The 17,906-nt window shown below is 70.0% G+C and carries 18 protein-coding genes; 8 read left to right on the plus strand and 10 right to left on the minus strand.

Features of this window, described 5'->3' with window-relative positions; genetic code table 11:
* Positions 1-118: 118 nt before the first annotated feature.
* Positions 119-685: a histidine phosphatase family protein gene (locus ITJ61_RS15890; RefSeq protein WP_104240631.1), complete on the minus strand. Its 567-nt coding sequence runs from the start codon at positions 683-685 to the stop codon at positions 119-121.
* Positions 686-785: 100 nt separating this feature from the next.
* Here ITJ61_RS15890 and ftsY point away from each other — a divergent pair, with 100 nt between their 5' ends.
* The 4 genes from ftsY (at position 786) to ITJ61_RS15910 (ending at position 4,112) form a co-directional block, all read left to right on the plus strand.
* Positions 786-1,661: a signal recognition particle-docking protein FtsY gene (ftsY, locus tag ITJ61_RS15895; protein WP_104240632.1), complete on the plus strand. Its 876-nt coding sequence runs from the start codon at positions 786-788 to the stop codon at positions 1,659-1,661.
* A 58-nt stretch (positions 1,662-1,719) separates the two neighbouring features.
* Positions 1,720-2,151 carry a hypothetical protein gene (locus ITJ61_RS15900; protein ID WP_194686813.1) on the plus strand — a complete coding sequence of 144 codons (432 nt, stop codon included), beginning with the start codon at positions 1,720-1,722 and terminating at the stop codon, positions 2,149-2,151.
* Between the two features lie 110 nt (positions 2,152-2,261).
* The gene (locus ITJ61_RS15905) at positions 2,262-2,657 is read left to right on the plus strand and encodes a hypothetical protein (protein ID WP_194686814.1); all 396 of its coding nucleotides are present in this window, start codon (positions 2,262-2,264) and stop codon (positions 2,655-2,657) included.
* Positions 2,658-2,744: 87 nt separating this feature from the next.
* The gene (locus tag ITJ61_RS15910; RefSeq protein WP_194686815.1) at positions 2,745-4,112 is read left to right on the plus strand and encodes an MFS transporter; all 1,368 of its coding nucleotides are present in this window, start codon (positions 2,745-2,747) and stop codon (positions 4,110-4,112) included.
* A gap of 23 nt (positions 4,113-4,135) precedes the next feature.
* Here ITJ61_RS15910 and ITJ61_RS15915 read toward each other — a convergent pair whose 3' ends face one another.
* From ITJ61_RS15915 to ITJ61_RS15925, 3 genes are all read right to left on the minus strand, one after another.
* Complete coding sequence (locus ITJ61_RS15915) at positions 4,136-5,311, minus strand: PQQ-dependent sugar dehydrogenase (protein WP_194686816.1); 1,176 nt, start codon at positions 5,309-5,311, stop codon at positions 4,136-4,138.
* A gap of 140 nt (positions 5,312-5,451) precedes the next feature.
* A complete protein-coding gene (locus tag ITJ61_RS15920; protein ID WP_104240636.1) occupies positions 5,452-5,667 on the minus strand; it encodes an SCO4848 family membrane protein in 216 nt (71 codons plus the stop codon).
* A gap of 9 nt (positions 5,668-5,676) precedes the next feature.
* Positions 5,677-6,261 carry a gamma carbonic anhydrase family protein gene (locus ITJ61_RS15925; protein WP_194686817.1) on the minus strand — a complete coding sequence of 195 codons (585 nt, stop codon included), beginning with the start codon at positions 6,259-6,261 and terminating at the stop codon, positions 5,677-5,679.
* Between the two features lie 79 nt (positions 6,262-6,340).
* On the opposite strand from ITJ61_RS15925, the gene ffh reads away from it, so the two are divergent.
* Both ffh and ITJ61_RS15935 read left to right on the plus strand, forming a co-directional pair.
* Entirely contained in the window at positions 6,341-7,912 is a 1,572-nt protein-coding gene (gene ffh / locus ITJ61_RS15930; protein ID WP_104240638.1) for a signal recognition particle protein, read from the plus strand.
* Between the two features lie 107 nt (positions 7,913-8,019).
* Positions 8,020-8,796, plus strand: a complete 777-nt coding sequence (locus ITJ61_RS15935; RefSeq protein WP_104240639.1) for a GntR family transcriptional regulator — start codon at positions 8,020-8,022, stop codon at positions 8,794-8,796.
* Positions 8,797-8,884: 88 nt separating this feature from the next.
* On the opposite strand, the gene ITJ61_RS15940 is transcribed toward ITJ61_RS15935, so the two are convergent.
* The 3 genes from ITJ61_RS15940 to ITJ61_RS15950 all read right to left on the minus strand — a co-directional run bounded on the left by ITJ61_RS15940 (position 8,885) and on the right by ITJ61_RS15950 (position 11,716).
* Positions 8,885-9,292 (minus strand): tautomerase family protein, encoded by a 408-nt coding sequence (locus tag ITJ61_RS15940; protein ID WP_104298491.1) that lies wholly within the window; start codon positions 9,290-9,292, stop codon positions 8,885-8,887.
* A gap of 209 nt (positions 9,293-9,501) precedes the next feature.
* On the minus strand, positions 9,502-10,506 hold the full coding sequence (locus ITJ61_RS15945; RefSeq protein ID WP_194686818.1) for a sugar phosphate isomerase/epimerase family protein: 1,005 nt from the start codon (positions 10,504-10,506) through the stop codon (positions 9,502-9,504).
* Between the two features lies 1 nt (position 10,507).
* Entirely contained in the window at positions 10,508-11,716 is a 1,209-nt protein-coding gene (locus ITJ61_RS15950; RefSeq protein WP_194686819.1) for a Gfo/Idh/MocA family protein, read from the minus strand.
* Between the two features lie 130 nt (positions 11,717-11,846).
* Here ITJ61_RS15950 and ITJ61_RS15955 point away from each other — a divergent pair, with 130 nt between their 5' ends.
* Entirely contained in the window at positions 11,847-12,902 is a 1,056-nt protein-coding gene (locus tag ITJ61_RS15955) for a LacI family DNA-binding transcriptional regulator (protein ID WP_194686820.1), read from the plus strand.
* 54 nt (positions 12,903-12,956) lie between these two features.
* On the opposite strand, the gene ITJ61_RS15960 is transcribed toward ITJ61_RS15955, so the two are convergent.
* Positions 12,957-14,183 carry a galactokinase gene (locus ITJ61_RS15960; RefSeq protein ID WP_194686821.1) on the minus strand — a complete coding sequence of 409 codons (1,227 nt, stop codon included), beginning with the start codon at positions 14,181-14,183 and terminating at the stop codon, positions 12,957-12,959.
* Between the two features lie 332 nt (positions 14,184-14,515).
* Between ITJ61_RS15960 and ITJ61_RS15965 the strand changes: the two genes are divergently transcribed.
* The gene (locus tag ITJ61_RS15965; RefSeq protein ID WP_104298495.1) at positions 14,516-16,051 is read left to right on the plus strand and encodes a DEAD/DEAH box helicase; all 1,536 of its coding nucleotides are present in this window, start codon (positions 14,516-14,518) and stop codon (positions 16,049-16,051) included.
* Between the two features lie 131 nt (positions 16,052-16,182).
* Here ITJ61_RS15965 and ITJ61_RS15970 read toward each other — a convergent pair whose 3' ends face one another.
* Positions 16,183-16,866, minus strand: coding sequence for a GntR family transcriptional regulator (locus ITJ61_RS15970; RefSeq protein ID WP_194686822.1), 684 nt, complete (start codon positions 16,864-16,866; stop codon positions 16,183-16,185).
* Positions 16,863-17,858, minus strand: a complete 996-nt coding sequence (locus tag ITJ61_RS15975; RefSeq protein WP_194686823.1) for a DMT family transporter — start codon at positions 17,856-17,858, stop codon at positions 16,863-16,865. Before ITJ61_RS15975 ends, ITJ61_RS15970 begins: the two co-directional genes overlap by 4 nt.
* Positions 17,859-17,906: the final 48 nt, after the last annotated feature.

Consider the following 17,906-nt stretch of genomic DNA (forward strand, 5'->3'; position numbering starts at 1 on the left):
CGCCGTGATGACGAGCGCGCCGCAGGAGGAATACTCCCCTTCAACGAAGCTCATAGTACACCGCGAGAGGGGCGGCACCAGGGGCGGGATCGAAGCTGTGAGCGAAGGCGAGGGGCGGCTACGGGGTCGGGACGAGTGGGTAGCCGTTCAGGAGGGTGACGACGAGGGCCCCATCGGCGCCTGGGCGCAGGATGCTGAGGGCGAGGTTTCCGATGTGGGGAGCCTGGGCACCGAGGATCGAGGTGAGCACGAGGCGGATGACGCTGCCGTGGCAGACGATGAGCGAGTCCTCGTCGGGGTGCGCTGCGGCGACTTGCGCGATGGCGGCCAGCGACCGCTCGACGACGACGCCGGTCGGCTCGATGCTCGGGTGATCGAGCGGACGACGCGTGCCGTCCGGCATCCAGTACTTCTGCCCCTCGAGCTCCCCGAAGCTGCGCTCGATGATGCCGGGCAGCAGCGTGGGGGCTCCGAGGCCAGTGCCCTGGCCGATGATCTCGGCCGTGGTTCGCGCACGCGACAGCGGGGAGCTGTAGAGGTGGCTCCAGCCCTGGCCGACGAGCAGCCCAGCCGCGTCGTTCGCCTGGTCGAGGCCCCGGGAGTTCAGCGGGATGTCGGTGGCTCCCTGCAGGAGTCCGGTCGCGTTCCAGTCGGTTTCGCCGTGGCGGATGAGGCCGATGCGCATAGTGCTCCGTTCGAGGATTCCGCCCGCTGCCTGTTCAGGATTCTGCCGTTGGCTGAGGGGCGAACTCCCATGGTGTCAGAGCGCTGACTACGCTTGGCACATGGCTGAACGCACTCCCTGGTCACTGTCCGGCGCTCTGCGCGGCATGTTCGGCAGGCAGAAGATCGATGAGACGACGTGGGACGACCTCGAGGAGGCGCTGATCACGGCCGATTTCGGGCCCGACATCACCGACGAGATCGTCGAGCAGCTGCGCGACCAGGTCGATCGGTTCCACACGGAGGACCCCAAGGACCTGAAGCGGATGCTCCGCGAGCTCATCGAGGAGCGTCTGTCGAAGTTCGACACGACGCTGAACCTCCGGGAGCGTCCCGCGGTGACGCTCGTGGTCGGGGTGAACGGCGTCGGCAAGACGACGACGATCGGCAAGTTCGCGAACTTCCTGCGCATCAACGGCCGCACGGTGGTCGTCGCGGCGGCCGACACGTTCCGCGCGGCCGCCGTGGACCAGCTCGCGACGTGGGCGCAGCGCGCCGGCGCGGGCATCGTGCGCCCGCAGCAGCACGGCCAGGATCCGGCCTCCGTCGCCTATCAGGCGGTGGAGATCGCCATGCGAGAGGGGCTCGAGATGGTGGTCATCGATACGGCTGGCCGCCTGCAGACGAAGAGCGGCCTCATGGACGAGCTGTCGAAGATCCGCCGCGTGGTCGAGAAGCTCGCCCCCATCTCGGAGGTCCTGCTCGTCCTGGACGCGACGACGGGGCAGAACGGTGTCGCGCAGGCCGAGGCGTTCATCCAGCATGCCGGCGTGACGGGCCTCGTCGTGACGAAGCTCGACGGATCCGCCAAGGGCGGCTTCGTGCTGGCCGTGCAGGAGCGCACGGGCCTGCCCATCAAGCTCATCGGCCAGGGTGAGGGCATCAACGACCTCGCCGGCTTCACACCTCACGTGTTCGCGGAGAAGCTCGTCGGCTGATCGATGAGGGGAGGGAGTCTGGTGGACTCCCTCCGCGGAGGAGAAGGAGGAGCCTGCTGTGGAACCCGACGGAATGATCGCTGTCCTCTCGTCCGCGCTCGCGGTGGCCCTCGCGGGAGCCGGCGGGGTCCTGCTCGGAGTCGGCGGGGTGCCGGTCCGGTCGTGGCTGGTGACGGTGATCGCGATGGCGAGCCTGCTCGGCGGGGTGCTGCTGATCTTGTCCGACCTGGGTTCGCCGCCGTGGATCGGCGTGGTCTTCGCGCTGGTCGTCGTCGGCGCGAACGCGGTGACAAGCGCGCTCCGGTGGCGGAGGCTCCCGCAGCTCAGCGGGGCCCGGCTGCCTGAGCTGTTCCGACTTGTCCTGCTGCGCCCGGACATCCTGCGGCGGATGGCCGCGGATGCGGTGCAGCTGGAGGACGACCGGCGCCGCAGGCAGGGCGGGCGCGGCGCCGACCCCGGCGCCAGGCGACAGCGGGGTCCGAGGCGCTAGCGCAGCTCCACTTCCGCACCGCGGCTCCCCGCGAGCTGGGCGGCACAGACGCTCACCGGCTTGTCGGCGTCTCGGAGTACGCTTCAGGCCACGTGCCGAGGAGGTCGCTCATGATGACGGATGGGCTGTTCGTGTTTCTTGCCTACGCGCTCGCGGTGGTGCTCGCGGGCGGCGGCGGCGTGTTCCTCGCGCTCGGGACGGTACCCGTGACCTCGTGGCCGGTGAAGGCCTTCGCCATGGCGAGTCTCATCGGTGCTGGGCTCCTGGTGTCCTTCGCCTTCCCGTCGCTCACCTGGATTGGCGCCATCTACGTCGTCGTCGCGGTCGCGGCCAACGCCGTCGCCAGCGCGCTGCGGTGGAAGAGCCTCCCGGTGTTCCGCGACGAGCCCTTGCCGGAGCTGCTGCGCTTCGAGCTGCTGCGGCCGTCGATCCTGCGCCGAATGGCAGCGGATGCACAGCGGGACTCAGACGGTGCGGGGCATCCCGAAGACGCCCGAAGCGTGTAACGCGCTCGGTTTTCCCATGCCGCGAGACAAATCCTCAGATTCGCGGGATCGCGGAAGGAATGTGGACCGCGACGGGTTGTCTGCCTCGTGACCCGCCAGCAGCGCCAGATCCTCGTCATCGCGATCCTCTCGTCCTTCGTCGCCTTCCTCGACGGGTCGGTGACGAACGTAGCGCTGCCCGCGATGGTCTCGGAGCTCGGTGGCGGTCTCGGCACGCAGCAGTGGATCGTGGACGCGTACCTCATCACCCTCGGCTCGCTCATCCTGCTCGCGGGCTCGCTATCCGACGTGTTCGGGCGCATCTCGGTCCTGCGGTTCGGGCTCATCGGCTTCGGGGTGACGAGCGTCGCCATCGCGCTGTCGCCGACTCCCGAGTTCGTCATCGTCGCGCGGGCGCTGCAGGGGGTCGCGGGTGCGCTGCTCGTCCCGAGCTCGCTGGCGCTCATCATCTCGGCATTCCGGGACGCGGCCCAGGCGAAGGCGATCGGCACCTGGACGGCGTGGACGGGCGCGGCATTCCTCGCCGGCCCGTTCCTGGGCGGCCTCGCCGCCGACTACCTGACGTGGCGGCTCGTGTTCGGCATCAACGTCATCCCGATCCTCGTGACGCTGTGGATGCTCACCCGCCTCGGCGCCGGCTTCGACGCGCCTTCGGGTGGCCGCATCGACGTGCTCGGCGCGGTGCTCGGATTCCTGGGCCTCGGTGGGCCGGTGTTCGCGCTCATCGAGCAGGGCAACTACGGGTGGGGGAGTCCCGTGGTGCTCCTGCCGCTGGTCCTCGGCCTGCTGAGCTTCGCGGCGTTCCTCGTCTGGCAGGCCCGCGCGCCCCATCCGATGCTGCCGCTCGGGCTGTTCCGCATCCGCAACTTCTGGGCCGGCAACATCGCCACGGTCTTCGTCTACGCGGCACTGTCGCTCGGCGGGTTCGTGCTCGCCATCTTCCTGCAGCAGGTCGCCGGGTTCAGCGCGACCTTCGCGGCGCTGGCGACGCTGCCGACCTCGATCGCGAACGTCGCCCTTTCGTCGTGGTTCGGCTCGCTGAGCGGGCGCTTCGGGCCGCGCCTCTTCATGACGGCCGGGCCGATCCTGGCGGGTGTCGGCACCCTCCTGTACTCGGGGCTCGGCGCCGAGGTGAACTACTGGACTCAGGTGCTGCCCGGCGTGCTCGTCTTCTCCCTCGGCCTCTCGATGACGGTTGCGCCGCTCACGTCCGCCATCCTCGGCTCCGTGCCGACGGCGCAGTCGGGCATCGGCTCGGCGACGAACAACGCCATCTCCCGCGTGGCCGGGCTCGTCGCGATCGCCATGATCGGCGTCATCGCCGGGGGCACGATCGACGTGGACAGCTTCCAGCCGCTCATGTTCGTCACGGCGGGTCTGCTGTTCGCCGGCGCGCTCAGCTCGTGGCTCGGCGTGCGCAACCCGAAGGCGGAGCCAGCGCCCGCGGCGAGCTGAGCGTGTCCCCGGCGCGGAGCGGGTCAGGATGCGTCGAGCGTGAACTCCAGGAGCGTGTCGTCACCGTCGCGCGGTGACCCGCGCCCGTCGGTGTTGTTCGTGAGCACGAGCAGGCTCCCGGAGGAGGTCACGACCGCGTCGCGGAGCCGGCCGAACTCGTCGACGTAGAGCGCTTCGTCGCTCGCCTCCGACGCCTCCGGGATGGCGATCTTCCAGAGCCGCTCTCCGCCGAGCCCCGCCATGAAGAGGGTGTCACGCGAGTAGGCGAGGCCGCTCGGGCTTGCCTCGTTCGTCGACCACTGCAGCACGGGGTTCACGAACGTGGCGTCGTCGCTCTGCCCCTCGACGACGGGCCAGCCGTAGTTGCCGCCCGCCGTGATCCTGTTCAGCTCGTCCCAGGTGTTCTGCCCGAACTCGCTCGCCCACAGTGCCCCGGAGCCATCGAACGCGAGGCCCTGCGGGTTGCGGTGGCCCATCGAGTAGACGCGGTTGCCGAAGGGGTTGTCGGCGACGGGGGAGCCGTCGAGCTCCATGCGCAGGATCTTGCCGTTGAGCGAGTTCTGGTCCTGCGCCAGCTCGGTCTGGGATGCGTCGCCGGTCGCCGCGTACAGGTAGCCGTCCGGCCCAATGGCCAGCCTGCCCCCGTTGTGGTTGCCAGCCTTCGCGATGCCGTCCACGACGACCTCCGGGCTGCCGACGCCGACGCCGCCTTCCCAGGTGAGGGGGAAGCGCACGATGCGGTTGTCCGAGGCCGCCGTGTAGAACGCGTACAGCCACTGCGCCTCGTCGTCGCTCGTGCCGGCGAGGGCGAGGCCGAGCAGGCCGCCCTCGCCGCCGGGCTCGACGTCGGCGATGGTCGTGACGACGCGGTTGGGGTTCGAGCCGTCGGCGGACACTTCGACGATCTGCCCCGTGTCGCGCTCGCTCACGAGGAAGTCGCCGGTCTCGAGCTCGACGACAGACCAGGGCGCCTGGAGCCCGGTCGTGACCACTCGGGGGTCGCCGACGGGGGCGACGGGGCCGGCCTCTTCCCCGGCCGCCTCGGGTGTCGTTGGCGGCGCCTGGGTCGTGGATGCTGGCGGCGGGCTCGCCGACGCGGAGGCGCTCGGCTCGGCTTGCTCCGGCGTCGGCGCGCATCCGGCGAGCGTCAGCGCTGCGACGGCGGCGAGGGCGAGCAGGGGAGCGGTGCGCTTGGTCATGACGGTGGCCAATCGGTCGACGAGGGATGCAACCAGTCAAGCCGAGCAGCCTGTGCTGGCGCTCCGTGCCCGTCGGGCCTCGGTCCGCGAGCGGCGACGCGGGTCAGCGGTGTCCGGTCTCCGCTCGCCTCGTCAGTTCGTCAGTTCGTCAGCAGGAGGATGCCGAGCAGTGCCTGGGCGATGCCGATGACAAGAGCCGCGAGCACCAGGACGGCGTGGACCGTGAGGAACCGCGTCGGGCGTCCGTTCTCGTCGCGAGCCCGCGGGTCATTCGAGACTCGCCGGTAGAACGAGGGCCAGACGACGACGTTGAAGACGGCGCCGACGAGCAGCGCGATGCTTGCGAGGAAGACCATGCCCCCAGCCTATTGGCGCGTCGACGTCTCCTCGCCGCCACGCGCCTCGCCGAGCGTCACGGCCGCGCTCGCGGGACTCTGGCGCTTCGCGAGGGCGACATAGCCGGCGGCGTGCGGGATGAACGCCTGGCTCTCCTCCGGTGTGAGCTCGCGTCGCACCTTCGCGGGCACGCCGGCGGCGAGCACGCGGTCGGGGATGCTCGCACCCTCGAGGACGACGGCGCCGGCAGCCACGAGCGCCCCGGTGCCGATCACCGAGCGGGACAGGCACGCCGCCTTCATGCCGATGAGGGATCCGTTCGCGATCGTCGTGCCGTGGAGGAGCGCCTGGTGGCCCGCCGTCACGTCGTCCCCGATGATCGTGTCGACGTCGTGTTCGACGTGCACCACCGTGCCGTCCTGCAGGTTCGAGCGTGCGCCGATGACGATGCGGCCGCCCACATCCGCTCGCAGGACGCAGCCGTACCAGACCGAGGACTCGGGGCCGATCTCGACGTCGCCGATGATGACGGCGCCAGGCGCGATCCAGGCGGTCTCGTGGATGCGGGGGGTCTTGCCCTCGAAGGGGAGGATCAGGGGAGCAGCGCTGGTCATGCTCCGATGATCCCAGTTGTGCTTCTCTCAGGCCACCCCGCACACCAGACTCCCCGGCCTCAGCTAAAATGGGCGGACTATGGCCATTTTCGGGAACCTCTCTGACCGGCTGACGCAGACGCTCGCCGGCCTCCGCTCCAAGGGCAAGCTCACGCCCGCCGACGTCGACGGCACCGTGCGCGAGATCCGTCGCGCCCTGCTCGAAGCCGACGTCGCGCTTCCCGTGGTCAAGGACTTCGCCGCGCACGTGCGCGAGCGCGCCCTCGGCGACGAGGTCAATCGCGCCCTCAACCCCGCGCAGCAGGTCGTGCAGATCGTCAACGAGGAGCTCGTGCGCATCCTCGGCGGAGACACCCGCCAGATCGAGTACGCGAAGCAGCCGCCGACGGTCATCATGCTCGCCGGTCTGCAGGGTGCGGGCAAGACGACGCTCGCGGGCAAGCTCGCGAAGCGACTCGCGGGCGAGAAGCACACGCCGCTGCTCGTCGCCGCCGACCTGCAGCGCCCGAACGCCGTCACGCAGCTGCAGGTCGTCGGCCAGCAGGCCGGCGTGCAGGTCTACGCACCCGAGCCGGGCAACGGCGTCGGCGACCCGGTTCGCGTCGCGACGGATGCCGTCCGCTTCGCGAAGGACAAGCTGCACGACGTCGTCATCATCGACACTGCCGGACGCCTCGGCGTCGACCAGGAGCTCATGAAGCAGGCGGCCGACATCCGCCGCGCCACGAGCCCCGACGAAGTGCTCTTCGTCATCGACGCCATGATCGGCCAGGACGCCGTCGCCACGGCCAAGGCCTTCCAGGAGGGCGTCGACTTCACGGGTGTCGTGCTCTCGAAGCTCGACGGCGACGCCCGCGGCGGTGCCGCCCTTTCGGTTGCGCAGCTCACCGGGCGCCCCATCATGTACGCGTCGACCGGTGAGGGGCTCGACGACTTCGAGGTCTTCCACCCCGACCGCATGGCCAAGCGCATCCTCGACATGGGTGACATCCTCAGCCTCATCGAGCAGGCCCAGAAGGCCTTCGACGAGGACGAGGCGATGGAGATCGCCGGGAAGCTCGCGACCGAGAACTTCACGCTCGACGACTTCCTGAAGCAGATGCAGCAGCTGCGCAAGGCTGGCAACTTCAAGAAGATGATGGGCATGCTCCCGGGCATGGGCCAGATGAAGGAGGCGCTCGAGAACTTCGACGAGCGCGAGCTGGTCCGCACCGAGGCCATCATCCAGTCGATGACCAAGGCCGAGCGCCAGACCCCGAAGCTGCTGAACGGCTCGCGCCGTGCTCGCATCGCCCGCGGTTCCGGTCGCACGGTCACCGACGTCAACGAGCTCGTCAAGCGCTTCGAGCAGGCGGCGAAGATGATGAAGACCGTCGCCCGCGGCGGCACCCCGCAGATCCCGGGCATGGGTCCCATCCCGGGCCAGCACGGCGGACGCAAGGCTCCCGCGAAGGGCGGGAAGAAGAAGCAGCAGGGCAAGCGCAGCGGCAACCCGGCAAAGCGCGCCCAGCAGGCCATCGAGGAGGCGTCGGCTCCGAAGCGTCCAGGCGGCGCGTTCGGTGGCGCGGGCTTCGGGCGCCAGGCGGCCGGTGATGGTCAGCCGAACGAGGCCGAGCTCGAGCAGCTCCAGAAGTACCTGGGGCGCGGCTAGCGACAAGCTCTCGGGGCGGCGTGTCCGCCTCGCCGCGGGCGACGGAGAGAACTCTCCGTCGCCCGAGTAGCATTGTCACGTCATCAAGTCGTCCGAGGAGTGCGCCATTGAGCAATGAAGCTGCAGCAACAGGCGAGGCCCGACTCCCACTCGGGCTGTTCGTCGGCATCGACCGTTCGAGCCCTGTGCCCCTGTACCACCAGGTGTCGGAGCGCATCGAGAAGGCCATCAGGGACGACACGCTTCCGGCCGGATCCAAGCTCGAGAACGAGATCTCGCTCGGGCATCGCCTCGGTCTCTCCCGCCCGACCGTCCGGCGCGCCATCCAGGAGCTCGTCGACAAGGGCCTGCTCGTCCGCCGCCGGGGCGTCGGCACGCAGGTCGTGCACGGCCCGGTGACTCGCAACGTCGAGCTGACGAGCCTCTTCGAGGACCTCGAGCGCTCGGCGCAGAAGCCCACCACGACGCTCCTCTCGCGACGGGTGGAGGACGCGACCCCAGAGCTCGCCGAGACCCTCGGCATCGAGGTGGGGAGCCCGACGCTGCACATCTCGCGCCTTCGGAGCGCGGATGGGGTCCCGCTGGCGATCCTCGACAACGTGCTGCCGGAGCCGTTCGTCGAGCTGACGGAGGACGAGCTCGTCCAGCATGGGCTCTACCAGCTCCTCCGGGCCCGCGGCGTGACGATGCGCATCGCCAAGCAGCGCATCGGTGCGCGCACGGCTTCGCGTGAAGAGGAGCGCCTGCTGGATCTCTCCGGCGGTGCCGCGGTGCTCACGATGTCGCGCGTCGCCTTCGACGCGACGGGCCGCGCGGTCGAGTACGGCCGCCACTGCTATCGTCCCGACCTCTACACGTTCGAGATCACGCTCGTCGAGCGCTGACCCGACTCTGCTGCACGAGGAACGCCCACGGCTGAGCCGTGGGCGTTCTGCGTTGGAGCGCTAGCCGCGGAGCGCTAGCCGCGGAGCGCTAGGCGCGGTTCGGCACCGCGAGCTCGCCCGTGAGGTACTGGGCGCGGCCGAAGCCGAAGGTCCAGTCCTCCGGCCCGTTCTCGACGTAGCCGATGAAGACGTCGTTGCCTTCGACGCCGCGCTCGCCGAGCGCCTCGGCGATGCGGGCGTAGAGCGACTGCTTCGCCTCGGGCGTGCGTCCGCGCTGCGTGAAGATCTGGATCATGACGACACCTGACGAGCGCTCGAAGCCGAGGCCGGCATCCTGGGCGATGATCTGCCCGTTCTGGTGCTCGGTGATGATCTGGAACCGGTCGCGAGCGGGAATCCCGTACTCGGCGACGATGGCGTCGTGGATGGCGTCGGCGATGGACGAGATCTGCTCGGGGCTGCGGCCGGCGTTGACGTCGATGCGTACGAGAGGCATGGTGCGGTGTCCTTGAGGTCGAGGGGGAGGTGACGTGTGTTGTCTGCGCTCCGATTCTAGTGGCAAAAGTCCTAATGTCCTAACAAATGAGGAACGCACCGAGACCACGAAGGGCCACATCCATGCGGATGCGGCCCTTGTGGTCAGGCGCGGGGCTCTCGCAGAAGAGTCGCACCCGAGTCTGAGGTGAGAGCGGGGTCAGAGTGGGGTCAGAGCGAGGCCTCGAGAGCTGCATCCGCGTCGGTGAGCACCTTCGCGGCGACCTCGAGGCCCTCGATGCGGCCGAGCGAGGTGTCCTCGTGCTCGATGTTGACCCACATCTCCGGGTCGACCTCGTGCAGCGCGCGAAGGAACTCCGTCCAGAACGCCGTGTCGTGGCCGCGCCCGAGCGCGACGAAGTCCCACGCGGAGTTCTTCGGCCACTCGTTCGCCCACTCGTCGCCGCCCAGATTGGTGCGCGGCTCGTCCGCCGAGAGCTTGCGGAACTGGTTGTCGAGTACGCCGTAGATCGCAGCCGCCGGGTTGACGCGCACGTCCTTCGCTGCCGCATGGAAGACCCACTCGCCGAGGTCGCGGACGACTGCCACCGGGTCCATCTGCTGCCAGAAGAGGTGCGAGGCGTCGAGCTCGACGCCGATGTTCGTCGTGCCAGCGCGCTTGATCAGCTCGCGGAAGTTCGCGGGGTTGAACACCACGTTCTGCGGGTGCAGCTCGAGCGCGACCTTCACGCCGTGCTCGCGAGCGAGCTCGTCGATCTCGGTCCAGAACTCCGACGCCACGTCCAGCTGGTAGTCGATGACGTCGAGCGCAGCCGAGTTCCAGGCGTTGATGACCCAGTTCACGGTGGTCGCGCTGGGCTCGCCGCCGGGCAGTCCCGACATCGTGACGACCCGGTCCTGTCCGAGGCGAGCCGCGAGGCGGATCGAGCGTCGGATGTCCTCGGCGTGCTGCTCGCCGATCGCACGGTCAGGGTGCAGCGGGTTGCCGTTGCAGTTGAGGCCGGCGATCGAGACGCCGGTGCCCTCGAACTGCGCGAGGAACGCGTCCCTGGCCTCGTCGCTCTCGAGGATCTCGTCGAAGTTCGGGATGTGCGTGGCGGGAAGGAACCCGCCGGAGTTGAGCTCGATGCCGGTGAGGCCCAGCTCGGAGACGACCTGGATCGCCTCGGGGAGCGAGCGGTCGTGGAGGATCGCGTTGTAGGCGCCGAGACGCATGTCAGGCTCCGTTCTTCTGTGCGCTGGTGGGGGAGATGCGGACGGCTGCGCCGTCCGCCGCGGCCGACTCGGCGACGGCGTGGAGGAGCTCCATGTTGTGGATTCCCTCTTCGAAGCTCGCGCAGCGGGGGAGCGAGTCCTCTTCCGAGATCCCCGCCACCTCCTCGAGGAAGGAGCGGGCCTGGTAGGAGAAGGCCTCGTTCTGGCCGAAGCCGACGCTGGGGGCATCCATCGCGAGACCGCCGGCGATGTAGGGGTGCTCCGGGCCGAGGATGATCTGGCGGTACCCGTTCTGGGCGGATGGGGCGTCGTTGAGGAAGAGCTCGATCTCGGAGGGGCGGCGCTGGTCGTAGCGGGCGGCGCCGTTTTCGCAGAACACCTCGAAGATGAGGCTGTTCGCGTGGCCTCTGGCGACTCGGGAGACCTCGATGGCTCCTGCGCCCTGGGCGAACTTGAGCGAGAACGCCGCGTAGTCGTCGTTCTCGACGGGTTCGAACGTGTCGCTGACCGCTGCGTGGTCGTGCCCGAGCACCGCGCCGAGCGGGAGTGGCCGCTCGTGGATGACCGTGCTGAGGGTGCCTCCGCTGACTTCCTGGATCTCGCCGCCGAGGAACTCCGCGATGTAGGTCATGTGACTTCCGACGTCGGCGAGGGCGCCGCTGCCGGGGCCGCCCTTGAAGCGCCAGCTCATGGGGGCCGTCGGGCTGCACGCGTAGTCGGTCCAGTAGCGACCGCTGAAGTGCAGGAGCTTGCCGAGTGTTCCGTCCTGGATGAGCTGGCGGATGTACGCGATGCCGGGGGAGCGGCGGTAGGTGAAGCCGACGCGGGCGATGGAGTCCGCGCGCTCGGCGGCATCCGCCATGGCGTGGGCGTCCTCGATCGAGTCGCTGAGCGGCTTCTCGCAGAGCACGTGCTTGCCGGCGGCGAGGAGGCCCTCGACGACCTCGCGGTGCAGTGAGTTCGCGATGACGACGCTGACGACGTCGATGTCGTCGGCCGCCGCGATGGCCTGCCAGGAGGAGTCGGTGCGCTCGTAGCCGAAGCGCTTGGCGGCGAGTGCGCCGAACTCCGGGTTGACGTCTCCGATCGAGACGAGGCGGATCTCCGGCAGCGTGGGGCTGTAGAGGGTGGATGCGACGCGGTAGGCGGCGGCGTGCGCGCGGCCGGCCATGCCTGCGCCGATGACGGCGACGCCGAGTGGCTTTGTCATTGGTTCTCCTGTGTTTCTGCGAGAGCTGTGTTGGGTGAGCGCAGGCGACCGACGACGGTGTTGGAGCGCTACACTGGAAGGTAGGTCATGAAACAATGTCCTGTCAAACAATCGTCGTCCGGAGTGTCGAATGCCCCCTTCCCCGCGTCAGAAGCGCCCGACGATCTACGACGTCGCCGAACGCGCCGGGGTCTCGAAATCCCTCGTCTCGCTCGTGCTGCAGAACTCGACCCGCGTCAGCGACGAGAAGCGGGCAGCGGTGCGCGCGGCCATCCAGGAGCTCGGGTACCTGCCGAGCCGGGCCGCCACGGCGCTCGCCGGGAACCGCACCCGCGCCATCGGCGTCATGATCGACGACTTCCGGAACCCCTGGTTCGTCGACCTGCTCGAGGGGATGCAAGCGGTGCTCGACGCGCCCGGCTTCCACGTCACCGTCGCCGACGCGAATCTCAACGCGCACCTCGAGCAGTCACCCATCAGCGGCTTCCTGGCGGCGGGCGTCGAGGGGCTCGTCATCGGCGGCGACGTCGACGCGGTCCCTGCCGAGGGGTTCCCCGTGCCGACGGTCGTCGCCGGCAACCGTGCGATCGTGCCGGCGGGCGCCGACCTCGTCGCGAACGACGACGCGGCCGGCGCGCGGCTCGCGGTCGAGCATCTCCGCGACCTCGGGCACACGCAGATCGGCCATGTCACGGGAACCGGCCGCGCCGCCGAGCTCCGGCGGCGCTCCTACGAGCGCGCCATGCGCGACGCGGGGCTCGAGCCGCGTGTCATCGGCGGCTCGGGAGCAACCGACCAGGGCGAGGGGCGTCGCGCATCACGAGAGCTGTTCGAGCGTTGGCCGGCCACGACCGCCGTCTTCGCGGCGAACGACGTCATGGCGCTCGGCGTGCTGGGAACGCTCGATGAGCTCGGCTTGCGCGTTCCCGCGGACGTGTCGATCGTGGGCTACGACGATTCGCACCTCGCGGGCTTCGACCACCTCTCGCTCACGTCGGTCGATGACCGAAGCGCCGAGGTCGGTCGCGCCGCGGCCGAGCTTCTCCTCGCCCGCATCGAGGGGGTGCGGGCGGCAGCCCGCGACGCGGCGGCAGGGGTTCCGTCCGGAGCGACGCGGAGGGTCATCCAGCCAACGCTCACCGTGCGCGGCTCGACGGCGACCGCGGCGAACGCCACGACCGCCTGAGGCCGCCATCGGTTCTCCAGGGACAGGCCAGCACGGGTGCCAGTCGACTGCGGCTCAGCGGTCGCGCCGCGCCCCAGCAGCGGGTTCGAAGGCCAGCACGAGCGGCTCTTCCCACCCCTGCTCGGCGTACGCTCCCAAGACGCTCTCGCACAGCTCGTCGAACTTGTCTGCGGGATGCATGACGAACACCGAGCCGCCGAGGCCCGTGCCGGTCATGCGGGCGCTCGCCGCGCCCAGGTAGGTGGCCAGCTCGACCGTGAAGTCGATGCGCGCCGTCGAGACTTCGAAGTCCTCACGCAGCGACACCTGCGACTCCGCGAGGAGATGGTTCCGGGATTCGGGCGCCTCTCCGGTGCGCATGAGCTTCGTGAACTCGAGCGTGCGGGCTATCTCGGAGACCACGTGCCGTGCGCGCCGGAACACGGTGTCGTCGAGCCGCTCGGCCGCTGCGTCCAGCTCCGCGGGCCGCACCTCGCGAAGCGTCTGGAAGCCGAGGGTCTCGGCCGCCCGGGCGCAGTCATCGGCCCGCTGCGCGAACTCGGCAGACCAGTTGCGGTGGGCTTCCTTGGTGTCGATGAGCACGCGCACGAAGCCGGAATCGGCGGAGCTCGGCGCAGGCAGGATCGAGACGTCGGAGCCGCGAGCATCGAAGAACACGTCCTCGTTGCTCCGCGCGGCGTGCACGGTGATGTGGTCGCTCAGGCCGCTGGGCGCGCCGACGATCTCCGCCTCCGTCTGGCGCCCGATCTCGGCGAGCTCCTCGACGTTCATCCCGAGGCCCCAGAAGTCGTTGAGCGCCGTGCTGATGGTCGCGCAGACGGATGCCGAGGAGGCGAGCCCGGCGCCGACCGGCACGTCCGTCGTGAGGAAGATGTCGAGGCCCGTTCCCAGGAAGAACGGGACTCCAGGGTCGGTCTCGTCGCCGTCGCCGCGCGTGCCCTCCGGCGGGTTCTCGCGAGCGAAGCGGAGCATGCTCGCGACAGCGCCGAGCGGGTAGGCACGCCAGTCGCGTGCGGGGATCTCCGAGGCGATCGACCGCAGGTCGGTTACCGCCTCGTCGGGGGAGAGGTCGGTGACGATGCGGATGCGCCCGTCGTCGCGGGGCGCGATCGCCGCGCTGGAGCGCAGGGGGATCGCGCAGGCGTATCCGACGCCATCCTGCAGATCGGTGTGGTCGCCCATGATGCTGACCCGGCCGGGTGCCGACCAGACTCCGAGGGGCTCTCGCTCGAACGCGGCTCGGAAGCCGTCGCACACGATCGTCGTCAGGTCTCTGCTCATCTCGTCACCGTTTCTCAGGCATGGGCGAATGGGCGTCCGCCCCTGTGCATGCGCACGGTGATTCTAATAAATGCGTCCTGGACGAGCGCCGAAACCCCCGTGCGTGGGCCGTCCCCCTGGTCGGGAGGCGTTCGGCGTGCTAAGGTCGACAGCTTGTGGGTCCCATTTCCCACGATCGTCGTACCGTTTGTTGTTCGAGGGCACTCTTTCTGCCTCGGCACGATTTCACGAGTTGCGGCGAACGGGCACATTCGCCCGCATCATCGCCGCAAGAGCGCAGCACACGAGTGTTGTGCGTTCTCTGCGTGCCGATTGAAAGGCATGACCTCCATATGACGGAAACCACCTCAACTTTCGCCGAACTCGGCGTCCCCAAGTCGCTCGTGACCGTGCTCGACGCAGCCGGCAAGCACGAAGCCTTCCCCATCCAGCAGTCGACGCTTCCGAGCACCCTCGCGGGTCGCGACGTCCTCGGCCGTGGAAAGACGGGCTCCGGCAAGACGCTCGCGTTCGCCATCCCGCTCGTCGCGCGCCTCGCCGGTGCCGTCTCCGGTGGCAAGCGCCGCCCGGGCCGCCCGCTCGGCCTCGTGCTGCTCCCGACCCGCGAGCTCGCAACCCAGGTCGCCGCGGTCATCGAGCCGCTCGCGAAGGCCGCCGGCCTCACCGTGACGACCGTCTTCGGTGGCGTGTCACAGCGCCCCCAGGAGACCGCGTTCCGCAACGGCGTCGACATCGTCGTGGCCTGCCCCGGCCGCCTCGACGACCTCATGAAGCAGCGCATCGTGAACCTCGACGCCGTCGAGGTCACCGTGCTCGACGAGGCCGACCACATGGCCGACCTCGGCTTCCTGCCCGTCGTCACCCGCATCATGAACGCGACGCCGCAGTCCGGCCAGCGTCTCCTCTTCTCCGCCACGCTCGACAACGGCGTGGACAAGCTCGTGAAGAAGTTCCTGAGCGACCCGATCCTCCACTCGGTCGACGAGTCGAACTCGCACGTCGCGGCCATGACGCACCACGTGTACGAGGCGGAGACGCCCGAGGCGAAGACCGCCCTCGTCCACGCGCTGGCGAGCGGCAAGGGCCGTCGCATCATGTTCATGCGCACCAAGCACCAGGCGAAGAAGCTCGCCAAGCAGCTGACCGCGTCCGGCATCCCCGCCGTCGACCTGCACGGCAACCTGTCGCAGAACGCCCGCGACCGCAACCTCGCGGCCTTCTCCGGTGGCGAGGTCAACGTGCTCGTCGCAACCGACGTCGCCGCCCGCGGTGTGCACGTCGACGCTATCGAGCTCGTCGTCCACGTCGACCCGCCCGCCGAGCACAAGGCGTACCTGCACCGCTCCGGCCGCACGGCCCGCGCGGGCTCCGAGGGTGACGTCGTCACGCTCATGCTCCCGAGCCAGCGCAAGGACACCGAGATGCTGCTGCGTCGCGCCAAGATCGGCGTCACCCCGCAGCGTGCGAACGTCAACTCGCCGTTCGTGAACGAGCTCATCGGCGAAGTCGCCCCGACCGTGCGCCCCGTTCCGGGCGGACCGGGATCCGGCAACGTCGAGGTCAGCCAGGGCCGTGGCACGTCGCAGGGCGCGAACGCTCGTCGCAAGCGCGACGCTGCACCGGCTCGCGGCGGCGCAGCTCGTGGCGGCTCCGGCAACGGCGGCGGCCGCGGTCGTGCAGCCTCGTCCTCCTCGCAGGGCTCGTCCGCATCGCGTCCGGCGCGCGGACAGGCAGGCGAAGGCGCAGCTCAGGGCCAGCGTCGCGGAGAGTCTCGTCCGCGTCGTGCTGGCACCTCCTCGCCGGCCGCGCCTTCGCGCGGTGGCGAGCGCGGCGGTTCGCGTCGCGCCAGCTGGTCCTCCGGCCAGTAGTCAGCGCCTCACACGCAGCATCCCCGAACGGGCGGTCCGAGCAATCGGCCCGCCCGTTCGGCGTCTCTCGCGGGCGTCCCCCGTGTGCATCCCGTGCGCCTTCACGTGGGGATGCGGCGCTGGAGGGAGCCTCAGGTGGGGGAGCCAGCAAGCAGGTGTGCCGTGAGGGCGTCGAGGTGGGCGCGCACCGCCGTCGGGCCATCGTGCTCGAGCAGGGTGAGGTAGCGCTCGTGGTCCTCGGCGAGCCCCTTGGCGCCGTAGTGCTCGTGCGCTCCCGCGAGCAGGAGCCTCACCTCGCTCTCGAGCGAGCGCGCAGTCTCGCTGATCCGCGGGCTCCCGGCCGCATCGATGATCGCCTGGTGAACGGCCGCGTGAGCTGCTTCAAGCTGCCGCCACGAATGTGCGTCGGTTACCTCGAGCTCCCGCAGCCGGGCGATCTGGGCCAGGATCGGCGCCCGCACCTCGTCGGGCCAGCCGTCCGGGTGCCGGGAGTTCAGGATGCGCACGGCCTCGGATTCGAGCGCGCAGCGCAGATCCTGCATGGCGCGGATCTCGGCGTCGTCGAGGTTCGTGACCTCGACCCCCTTGTAGGGCGCTGCGTGGACGAGGCGCTCGGACGCGAGGGTGGCCAGCGCCGTCCGCACCGTGTGCCGCGAGAGCCCGAACTCGGCGGCGAGGTACTCCTCGCGCAGCGACTGGCCGCGGACGTAGCTCCCCTCGAGGATCCGGTCGCGGAGGGTCGCCGCGAGCTTCGCCGACGCGGTCGGCCGGGGCGTGAGCGCGGCGGGTTCGGTGCGGGGCTTCTGGTGGATCATCGCGCGCCTCGGCCCGCCGGGGCCTGGCTCGCGTCCGCTGCGCGTGCGGTGAGCGGCCTGTCGCTGCGTGTGCGAGCACGAGTCGCGCCGAGCACGAGGACCACGATCCCCGCCGCGAGCACGATGAGGCCGAGGGCCTCGAGGCCAGCGAGCTGCTCTCGCAGCACGACCAGCCCGAGGATGCTCGCGGTCAGTGGTTCCGCGAGCGTCAGCGTCGAGACGGTCGCGGCCTGCAGCTTCGCGAGCCCGGCGCCGAAGCACAGGTAGGCGACGGTGGTGGTGATGACGCCCAGCCACGCCGCGGTCGCGAGGCCGGCCGGCGTGAGCATCCACTCGGCACCGCTCGCGAGGAGCAGGGGGATGCTCAGCACGCCAGCGGCGCCGAAGACGATGCCCATGGTGCCGTCGGCACTCCAGCTGCGGTTCATGAGGGCCTTCGCCGAGAGGGTGTAGATGCTGTAGCTCGCGCCGGCGCCGACGGACGCCGCGATGCCGCCGAGGTTCGCGCCGCCGGCGTCGCCTGCCCCGGCAACCGCGATGAGGGCGACGCCGAGGATGGCGATCGCCGTCGCGACGCCCCAGCTCCGGCCGGGGAAGCGTCGCTCGAGCGCCCACTGCAGGAGGCCGGTGATGACGGGGGCCGATCCGAGTGCCAGGACGGTGCCGACGGCGACGCCGCCGCCCGCCGTCCCAGCGAAGAACAACGGTTGGTAGAGGAGCACGCCGAGCGCGCCAAGGGCGACGAGGCCGAGCTGGGCACGATTCGGGCGGTGGATCCGGGTGTAGTCGGGGGTGGGCAGCGGGGGGCCTCCGCGGGCGCCATGGCGGCGCAGCGCGGCGAACAGCGCCCAGGCGCCGAGGAGCGTGCCGCCGAGCGCGAGGCGAGCGGAGCCCAGCGAGAATGCGCTCACCTCGGGTGCACCGAGTGCCTGCGCCGTCCCGGTCGTGCCGAAGCAGACCGCGGCGAAGAGGACGAGCAGGAGCGATGTCATGGGCTGATTGTTACACAATCCGCGGCCCTGCGTCACCCGCGACGAGAC

Origin of the sequence: Pseudoclavibacter sp. VKM Ac-2888 (assembly GCF_015351285.1) — a bacterium.
In the GTDB taxonomy this organism is placed as follows: Bacteria; Actinomycetota; Actinomycetes; order Actinomycetales; family Microbacteriaceae; genus Pseudoclavibacter.

What these genes read in the sequence shown, in the direction of transcription:
- ITJ61_RS15945 (WP_194686818.1), bottom strand. Translation starts at nt 10,506, where the DNA reads ATGCGTCTCGGCGCCTACAACGCGATCCTCCACGACCGCTCGCTCCCC.
- ITJ61_RS15920 (WP_104240636.1), bottom strand. Translation starts at nt 5,667, where the DNA reads ATGGTCTTCCTCGCAAGCATCGCGCTGCTCGTCGGCGCCGTCTTCAAC.
- ITJ61_RS15940 (WP_104298491.1), bottom strand. Translation starts at nt 9,292, where the DNA reads ATGCCTCTCGTACGCATCGACGTCAACGCCGGCCGCAGCCCCGAGCAG.
- ftsY (WP_104240632.1), top strand. Translation starts at nt 786, where the DNA reads ATGGCTGAACGCACTCCCTGGTCACTGTCCGGCGCTCTGCGCGGCATG.
- ffh (WP_104240638.1), top strand. Translation starts at nt 6,341, where the DNA reads ATGGCCATTTTCGGGAACCTCTCTGACCGGCTGACGCAGACGCTCGCC.
- ITJ61_RS15905 (WP_194686814.1), top strand. Translation starts at nt 2,262, where the DNA reads ATGATGACGGATGGGCTGTTCGTGTTTCTTGCCTACGCGCTCGCGGTG.
- ITJ61_RS15925 (WP_194686817.1), bottom strand. Translation starts at nt 6,261, where the DNA reads ATGACCAGCGCTGCTCCCCTGATCCTCCCCTTCGAGGGCAAGACCCCC.
- ITJ61_RS15975 (WP_194686823.1), bottom strand. Translation starts at nt 17,858, where the DNA reads ATGACATCGCTCCTGCTCGTCCTCTTCGCCGCGGTCTGCTTCGGCACG.
- ITJ61_RS15955 (WP_194686820.1), top strand. Translation starts at nt 11,847, where the DNA reads ATGCCCCCTTCCCCGCGTCAGAAGCGCCCGACGATCTACGACGTCGCC.
- ITJ61_RS15960 (WP_194686821.1), bottom strand. Translation starts at nt 14,183, where the DNA reads ATGAGCAGAGACCTGACGACGATCGTGTGCGACGGCTTCCGAGCCGCG.
- ITJ61_RS15970 (WP_194686822.1), bottom strand. Translation starts at nt 16,866, where the DNA reads ATGATCCACCAGAAGCCCCGCACCGAACCCGCCGCGCTCACGCCCCGG.
- ITJ61_RS15950 (WP_194686819.1), bottom strand. Translation starts at nt 11,716, where the DNA reads ATGACAAAGCCACTCGGCGTCGCCGTCATCGGCGCAGGCATGGCCGGC.
- ITJ61_RS15965 (WP_104298495.1), top strand. Translation starts at nt 14,516, where the DNA reads ATGACGGAAACCACCTCAACTTTCGCCGAACTCGGCGTCCCCAAGTCG.
- ITJ61_RS15915 (WP_194686816.1), bottom strand. Translation starts at nt 5,311, where the DNA reads ATGACCAAGCGCACCGCTCCCCTGCTCGCCCTCGCCGCCGTCGCAGCG.
- ITJ61_RS15890 (WP_104240631.1), bottom strand. Translation starts at nt 685, where the DNA reads ATGCGCATCGGCCTCATCCGCCACGGCGAAACCGACTGGAACGCGACC.